The following is a 7,198-nucleotide window of genomic DNA, read 5'->3' on the forward strand; positions in this document are numbered from 1 at the left end:
AATTATTTTAACTTAGTGTCAGCATTCGTCCCTCGCGCTTAGTGGGATGGGACGGGGCTTTTAAAGGGGCGAAGTAATTCGCCCCAGGGTTCCCCTCATGAATGCTGACTTTGTATATAGACAATTCCAAAAAACTATGTTATCATAAACAGGTCTTGACCACTATTCCTTAAGCGATAACCGAGCTTCGGCGAGTCGTGTTGCAAGAAAAAGTGTGGGTCTTAGGAACTAGGACTCCTGCCTGGGTCGGGAAGGTAAGACTTGCTATCTTTCGAGGTAGAAAGCGCATCCCATTGAAGCAGGAAGCTCTCAAATCCGTTGAGAGTAGTTCACAATGTCTTAACATTAAAAGAGAAGTTTAAGATTTGGTTGATACTCGATCGCATGGGCAATAAGCCAACCATCGCCATCTCACACCTAGGCTGTGAGAAAAACCGGATCGACTCCGAGCATATGTTAGGACTGCTGGCCAAGGCCGGCTATCCCGTAGATAATGACGAGGAGTTGGCCGATTACGTTATCGTTAATACCTGTAGTTTCATTCAAGCAGCTAGAGAAGAATCCGTTCGCACCCTCGTGGAACTGGCGGAAGCTAATAAAAAAATTATTATCTCCGGCTGTATGGCCCAACATTTCCAAGATGAACTCCTGACGGAATTGCCGGAAGCCGTGGCCATTGTCGGCACGGGGGATTATCAGAAAATTGTCGAGATCGTCGAACGGGTAGAGACGGGAGAACGAGTCAAAGAAGTCAGCACCGATCCCACTTTTATCGCCGATGAAAATCTGCCCCGTTATCGCACCACCAGCGAGGGAGTCGCCTATCTGCGGGTGGCCGAAGGCTGCGATTATCGCTGTGCTTTCTGTATTATTCCCCAGCTGCGCGGCGATCAGCGATCGAGATCGATCGAGTCGATTGTGGCCGAAGCGCGACAATTGGCCAGCCAAGGAGTCCAAGAATTAATTCTCATTTCGCAAATAACAACCAATTATGGGTTAGACTTATATGGCGAACCCAAATTAGCGGAACTCTTGCGAGCGCTGGCAGAAGTCGATATACCTTGGATTCGCGTTCACTACGCTTACCCGACCGGGTTAACGCCAAAGGTTATCGAAGCGATCCGAGAGAGCCCGAATGTTTTACCCTATCTAGACTTGCCGCTACAACATTCCCATCCCGACATCCTGCGGGCGATGAACCGTCCCTGGCAAGGACGAGTCAACGATGGCATTATCGAGCGGATCAAGCAAGCTATCCCGAACGCGGTTTTACGAACGACTTTTATCGTCGGTTTCCCCGGAGAAACCGAGGAACATTTCAGCCATCTGCTGGAATTTGTCAAGCGTCATGAGTTCGATCACGTCGGGGTGTTTACCTTCTCCGCCGAAGAAGGTACAGCCGCTTTTGACCTGCCCGATCCAGTGCCACAGGCAATTATGGACGAACGCCGCGAAAGGTTGATGTTAACTCAGCAACCGATCTCGGAACGCAAAAATCAAGCTTATATCGGTCAAACTGTCGATGTTCTCATCGAACAGGAAAACCCAGAAACAGGAGAATTAATCGGGCGCTCCGCTCGTTTTTCCCCGGAAGTGGATGGCTTGGTTTATGTGACAGGGGAGGCGATTCTAGGTGCGATCGTACAGGTCCGAATCACTGCGGCCGATACCTACGATCTCTACGGCGAAATAGTCTAATTTTTCCATTTTTCTTATTTAATTCCCACAAAACAATCCCTATGACCACTGGTTTCAACAATTTAGGTTTATCCGATAGCCGTCTTCAACACCTAGAAACGCTTGGATTCACCACCCCCACCGAAATTCAAACCAAAGCCATCCCTCTCCTTCTAGAAGGGCATGACATGGTAGGAATGTCACAAACGGGAACCGGCAAAACCGCCGCCTATTCCCTGCCTTTACTGGAACGCATGGACACCAAAAATCCTAACGTTCAAGCTTTAATCCTCACCCCCACCCGGGAATTAGCCCAACAGGTGGCCAGCGCCATCAAAGATTTCTCTGATGATCGTCGTCTCTTTATCCTGACAGTCTGTGGTGGTCAATCCATGGAACGTCAGATCCGCAGTCTGGAAAAAGGTGTCCAGATTGTGGTCGGGACTCCCGGCCGGGTAATCGATCTGCTCGATCGCAAAAAACTCCATCTAGAATCCCTAAACTGGGTAGTCCTCGATGAAGCGGACGAAATGCTCAGTATGGGTTTTATCGATGATGTGAAGAAAATTCTGCAAGCATCCCCCTCCACCCGTCAAACCGCCTGTTTCTCGGCAACTATGCCCCGGGAAATCCGCGATTTAATCGCTAATTTCTTGAAATCTCCCATTTCTGTGACGGTTTCTCAACCCCAGGCCGCTCCTGCTAAGATCGAGCAGAAAATTTATCTGATCCCTCGCGGTTGGACGAAATTAAAAGTCCTGCAACCCCTGTTAGAGATCGAACCCCTAGAATCGGCGATTATTTTCGTCCGCACCAAGCAAACCGCGGCCGAATTAACCAGCAAACTGCAAGAAGCGGGGCAAACGGTGGATGAATACCACGGTAACTTAAGCCAAGTGCAACGGGAACGACTGGTGCAACGTTTCCGCGAGGGCAAAATTAAATTAGTGGTAGCCACGGATATCGCAGCCCGCGGTCTAGATGTGGAAAATCTCAGCCACGTTATTAACTATGATCTGCCGGATAATGCCGAAACCTATATTCACCGCATTGGCCGCACGGGCCGCGCCGGTAAAACGGGAACTGCTATATCTTTAGTAGAACCGATCGATCGGCGTTTGTTGCGTCAGATTGAACAGCGTCTGCGTCAACGTCTGGAATCTAGTCCCATTCCTAGCCGCACCGAAGTAGAAGCAAAACGCCTAGCCAAGCTGCAAAATCAGCTAAAAGAGGCTTTATCGGGGGAACGGATGGCTTCTTTCTTGCCTTTAGTGCGGGATTTAAGTGAAGAATACGATCCCCAAGCGATCGCGGCGGCTGCCCTGCAAATGATCTACGATCAAAATTGTCCCCAGTGGATGAAAACCGATTGGGAAGTTCCCGCACCGACGAGCAGTAAACCGGTGATTAATAAAACTCCCCGCAGTGGTGGTAGTAAGTACCCCTCTAAGTCGAATAACCGTCCTTCCCTGGACAAAAAAATCGTCTTTCAGGAACGTTAATTTTTAGTTCTTGAATGGATAACTTTAAGAGTTGATAGACCGTTTTGGTTCTATCAACTTTTTTTTGTCAGGTAATTTCCCAGTACGTCGTCGAAAGCATTCTACATAATTTTATAGCTAAACTTTTGATAATTGATTCTAATCAAGTATTTGGGCTTTGTTTGACATTTTTGCTGATAATTACTATATAATTGTCTTAAATGAATAAATTTGAACATTTAATATGTCGAGTTCGTCAGAACCTTATCGTGGGAGGGTACAAGCTCAAGGAGACGATATCCAGCAAGAGGGTGGATACAGTTGTTCTTGGGCAAGAAAAAATCCTGTTACTGCTAAAGAAGGATTATCATTTCTTGCTAATATTAAAGGGCAATGCAGCGAATGTCAACGAGAGGAACGGAAACAAGCGTTTAGAAAAGCTGAACGCTTTGTTACAAATGCTAGTGAGCAAGGTGGTGTCACTCCAGAGGCACAACCGCACTCATTTCAGGATTCTAAACGTAAAACTAAAAACGCCCGTGTAGATATTGAAATTCGCAGTGGTCTTACCTTTATCCCTTCGCCCCAAACAGAATGACAACGATGCTTAGAAGAGTGCAACAATTTTTAGACTCTGGCGATAGTGATAACGCTAGAGAAGAAATTGATAGAGCTTTCGGCAATCTGAGAAGGGTGGATAGTCATGTTAGAGAGTTTGCCGCTCTGTTGGCACTGGGATCGATCAAAGCTTCAGAAATCGGCTTAGGGGTATTGGGACGTAAGCTTCTACAGAATGACAGCGAGATTAACAATGAGGTTGTTTGGTTATTTATTGCGTCAATTTTATCTCGCAATAGTATTCCCCCTGATAGTCCATCTAGAATCAGCCTACTTGTTCTTACCGCTTCTGTCAATAGTTGGGAATTACCAATTTTTGCGCTTCTTGCCCCTGCCCTCGACGCTTTTTTTAAAGTTAGTCTTGCGGACGGAACCCCTTTAATTGCCGAACAAACTTTTGATTTTTTGGCCACTTGGGGAAGAATTTATGCGAAAGCACCTCATGTCAAAACGCAGCTGCAAGAACTTCAATCTCTTAGTAATAATCTATTAGAGCAAGTAGATGACTCAGAGTTAAAAGCTGAATGGTCAGAGGGAATTAATATATTTTTTGAAGAAGCCAGTACAACCAAATATTCAGATAGTAATGTTTTTTCTGCTGGTGAAGAATTAATTAAAAAAATTTATAATACTCAAAGTTTACAGCGCAATACAGAAGATAAGAATTTGGCAGAGACAAAAGACAAGTTACTCCGATTAGTCACTTCGTCTCTTGCCACTATTGGAACAGTTCTTGATAGTGATGGATTGTCAGTTGCAGTTCGTATTGACAATGATTCTAAAGATAGAAAATCTTGGTCTGTAGTTGCTAGTGTAATTGATAAATTAGAGCGGTTATTTCAAGAAATTGCCGATCTGACTTTTGAGAGAATCAATAAACTTCCCGCTTTTACTCCAGCGCAGGCAATACCTGGTTCTTGGACAATTATACTTCATGTCAATCTCAGTCCTAATCACGCAAATTTACTGGCAAAAACTATCTCTGACCTTTCCTCAGGAAAAATTGATAATGAAAGTGAAAATGACTTAGAAGTTGTTAGTATTTGGCAAGATTGTGTCACAAAAATCAAAGAGGATGATTTGCGAGTAGATATGGCTGTCTCCATTAATTCTTCAGAATTTAATGTCATTAAAACAATTTCTACAGAACATGAATATATATCTAGTTTAACAGGGTTAAAATCACGATCTATCAGGGTTCTTTCTCATGATATTCCACAAGCTGATAGGTTAGAACGAGTTGTTGATTTATCTTCGCTGTTAATTCAATATCCTCATTCTTTGCCAACTGTTCGACAACAGTTTTTGGATAGAAATGGTATTACAGAAAGGCAGTTTTCCTACTATAGAAGGGCTGCAGAAATTCTTAATCTGGCTGACGAACGAGTGCAGCCAACTACTGCTTGTTTCATGCTTGATCGTCTGTCAGAAAAATCAAAAAAAAGATTCTTGGCTCACCAATTTATTGCTTCAAAGGTGGGTTTGGCATGGTTTAAGTGGCAAAATGCTCATGATCTCTCCGAAATCAAACCAGAAAGAGCAAGAGAATTTTTACTAGAAGTGTGTCCGTCACTTTCAGAAAGTACTGTTGAAAGACGTGCTAAAACTTTACAATCTTGGTTAAGGTATTTCTTGGGTACCGAAAATGAATAAGCAAAAAATGCAAGCTTTCAGGCATAATCGGTGGAGTGTAGGAAACTCACCCCATCATCAGCCAATTGACTTTTTCAGCAAACCCTATATAATTTTGACTTTTTTATACTGTTCCGTCACGGCGGCATTTAATAGATCATCTTTAAAATTTCTGATTAATTCAATTACTAAATTATAAATACTGATGTATTCTTCATAATCGATAGCCCGCATGGGTTACGCTACCGCTAACCCATCCTACAAATAATTGTGCCTCCCTACTTAACTGCTATAATCTACTTATCAATAGTTAATAATTTCGATGAATCGATCGCAACTTATCCACAGGCAAAGCTGGTTAATTGAACATTTGCCGGGGTTAAGTGACCAAGATTGCCAAAAATTAAAGGATTGCGGTATCGACACCACCGCACAACTTCTGCAAAAAGTTCGTCCGCAATTGGGTAAGGAAAAATTAGCAGTAAGAATGCAAATTCAGGCTAAATATATTAATAAGTGGGTGGCAATGGCGGAATTAGCCTCGATTCCCGCCGTGGGTTGTCAATACTGCGGTTTGCTGGTTCATGCCGGTATTGCTTCCATCCCGCAATTGGCACAGACATCAATTCAGCAGTTGCATCGACAGATTCTCCGCTTTCAGGTGGCTAATCTGCAAAGACGCGATTTATGTCCCGATATTGCGGTGATGTTAGCTTGGATTGAACAGGCAAAAATCCTCACCGGAGAGTTAAAATAAGCCCTATCTCCGATAATTTTGGCATAAATTAGCCAAAAGTAGTGCCATTCCATCCCCAAAGATCACCTTTCGCCTCGGCAAATTCTAGATAAATGCGATTTTTCGGTATTCCTAAATAAGCCTCAATTTCTTGACAAAAATCACTACTCATGCTTTTAGTTTGAGCGGCGGAAATAGAACCAACACTTTTAATCTCCACATAACACACCGGCTCAAAAGTACCAGCAAAAGTCATTTTTATCCCCGATTCTAAAGCTGTCATCACATAGGATTCGGGTTTTCCCAGATGTTTAGCTAATTTAGCCGAAAGACTCTGCAAAAGTTGATTAACCGTCTCATCATCGAGGGAGGTGACAGAAGTTTGAATTTTAATTAGAGGCATAGAAAAAATCTCAGAAATATTTTTATATAATATAACAGTTTTGATAGCAATCACAGATATTCTTTTGCTTCAGAAGGCTTCAATCATCCAATCCTTGGGGAATTATGAATTATGAATTGGGGAGTGGGAAGTGGGAAAAAAACTGAATGTCATACTAAATCCTGTTATTAAAAACTGATTATTTATTTCCCCTTTTGCCTCTTGCATGAGTGCCTCGTCTCATAACTAGCCTGTACTCAACGGATTTAGTATCAGCATTCATCCCATCGCTAAAAGCGAGGGAATTCTGCTGACACTAAGTTAAAAAGAATACACGGCTGTTTTGATATTTTGATAGTTATTATCTAGGTCTGATTCTAGGAGAATAATCGCAGTAATTCTCCTAGTCATCTCGCTTACTTCCTGCACTTCTGCGATAGTTAATCCCCGTCCTAATAATTTTTCCTCGCGATAACTTAGCCATTTTTTAATGACTTGATAACCCCCGATAGTATATTCCCACACCCGGGATGGTATATTTTGCCAATAGGCTCGATCATTGAGATAAATATCATAGGTTGTCGTTCCTAATAATTTTCGCATTTCTGGGCTAATTACGCTCATTTCTGCGGTTGTATATTGTCTGGCGATCGCTTTTCCTTTACCCGGCAT

The 7,198-nt window shown here is 43.1% G+C and carries 8 protein-coding genes; 5 read left to right on the top strand and 3 right to left on the bottom strand.

All coding sequences use genetic code 11. The features are described from left to right. Positions 1–384 precede the first annotated feature (384 nt). From rimO to IM456_RS00255, 4 genes are all read left to right on the top strand, one after another. On the top strand, positions 385–1,698 hold the full coding sequence (gene rimO, locus IM456_RS00240; RefSeq protein ID WP_149988301.1) for a 30S ribosomal protein S12 methylthiotransferase RimO: 1,314 nt from the start codon (positions 385–387) through the stop codon (positions 1,696–1,698). 41 nt (positions 1,699–1,739) lie between these two features. Continuing rightward, complete coding sequence (locus tag IM456_RS00245; RefSeq protein WP_079208639.1) at positions 1,740–3,179, top strand: DEAD/DEAH box helicase; 1,440 nt, start codon at positions 1,740–1,742, stop codon at positions 3,177–3,179. A gap of 223 nt (positions 3,180–3,402) precedes the next feature. Beyond that, a complete protein-coding gene (locus IM456_RS00250; RefSeq protein WP_002741232.1) occupies positions 3,403–3,756 on the top strand; it encodes a hypothetical protein in 354 nt (117 codons plus the stop codon). 5 nt (positions 3,757–3,761) lie between these two features. Then, positions 3,762–5,429 (top strand): DUF7226 domain-containing protein, encoded by a 1,668-nt coding sequence (locus IM456_RS00255; protein ID WP_287691799.1) that lies wholly within the window; start codon positions 3,762–3,764, stop codon positions 5,427–5,429. A gap of 84 nt (positions 5,430–5,513) precedes the next feature. On the opposite strand, the gene IM456_RS00260 is transcribed toward IM456_RS00255, so the two are convergent. After that, a complete protein-coding gene (locus IM456_RS00260; RefSeq protein WP_277752956.1) occupies positions 5,514–5,642 on the bottom strand; it encodes a hypothetical protein in 129 nt (42 codons plus the stop codon). 88 nt (positions 5,643–5,730) lie between these two features. On the opposite strand from IM456_RS00260, the gene IM456_RS00265 reads away from it, so the two are divergent. Next, positions 5,731–6,165, top strand: a complete 435-nt coding sequence (locus tag IM456_RS00265) for a DUF4332 domain-containing protein (RefSeq protein WP_061432784.1) — start codon at positions 5,731–5,733, stop codon at positions 6,163–6,165. Positions 6,166–6,193: 28 nt separating this feature from the next. Here the strand turns inward: IM456_RS00265 and IM456_RS00270 are convergent, their stop codons facing one another. Continuing rightward, a complete protein-coding gene (locus IM456_RS00270; protein WP_002734736.1) occupies positions 6,194–6,547 on the bottom strand; it encodes a phenylpyruvate tautomerase MIF-related protein in 354 nt (117 codons plus the stop codon). A gap of 300 nt (positions 6,548–6,847) precedes the next feature. After that, positions 6,848–7,198 (bottom strand): type ISP restriction/modification enzyme (locus IM456_RS00275; RefSeq protein ID WP_353737735.1); only part of this gene is annotated, 351 nt, incomplete at its 5' end.

Source organism: Microcystis sp. M079S1, from assembly GCF_020246425.1.
Classification (GTDB): domain Bacteria; phylum Cyanobacteriota; class Cyanobacteriia; order Cyanobacteriales; family Microcystaceae; genus Microcystis; species Microcystis aeruginosa.

What these genes read in the sequence shown, in the direction of transcription:
- rimO (WP_149988301.1), top strand. Translation starts at nt 385, where the DNA reads ATGGGCAATAAGCCAACCATCGCCATCTCACACCTAGGCTGTGAGAAA.
- IM456_RS00245 (WP_079208639.1), top strand. Translation starts at nt 1,740, where the DNA reads ATGACCACTGGTTTCAACAATTTAGGTTTATCCGATAGCCGTCTTCAA.
- IM456_RS00250 (WP_002741232.1), top strand. Translation starts at nt 3,403, where the DNA reads ATGTCGAGTTCGTCAGAACCTTATCGTGGGAGGGTACAAGCTCAAGGA.
- IM456_RS00255 (WP_287691799.1), top strand. Translation starts at nt 3,762, where the DNA reads ATGCTTAGAAGAGTGCAACAATTTTTAGACTCTGGCGATAGTGATAAC.
- IM456_RS00260 (WP_277752956.1), bottom strand. Translation starts at nt 5,642, where the DNA reads ATGCGGGCTATCGATTATGAAGAATACATCAGTATTTATAATTTAGTA.
- IM456_RS00265 (WP_061432784.1), top strand. Translation starts at nt 5,731, where the DNA reads ATGAATCGATCGCAACTTATCCACAGGCAAAGCTGGTTAATTGAACAT.
- IM456_RS00270 (WP_002734736.1), bottom strand. Translation starts at nt 6,547, where the DNA reads ATGCCTCTAATTAAAATTCAAACTTCTGTCACCTCCCTCGATGATGAG.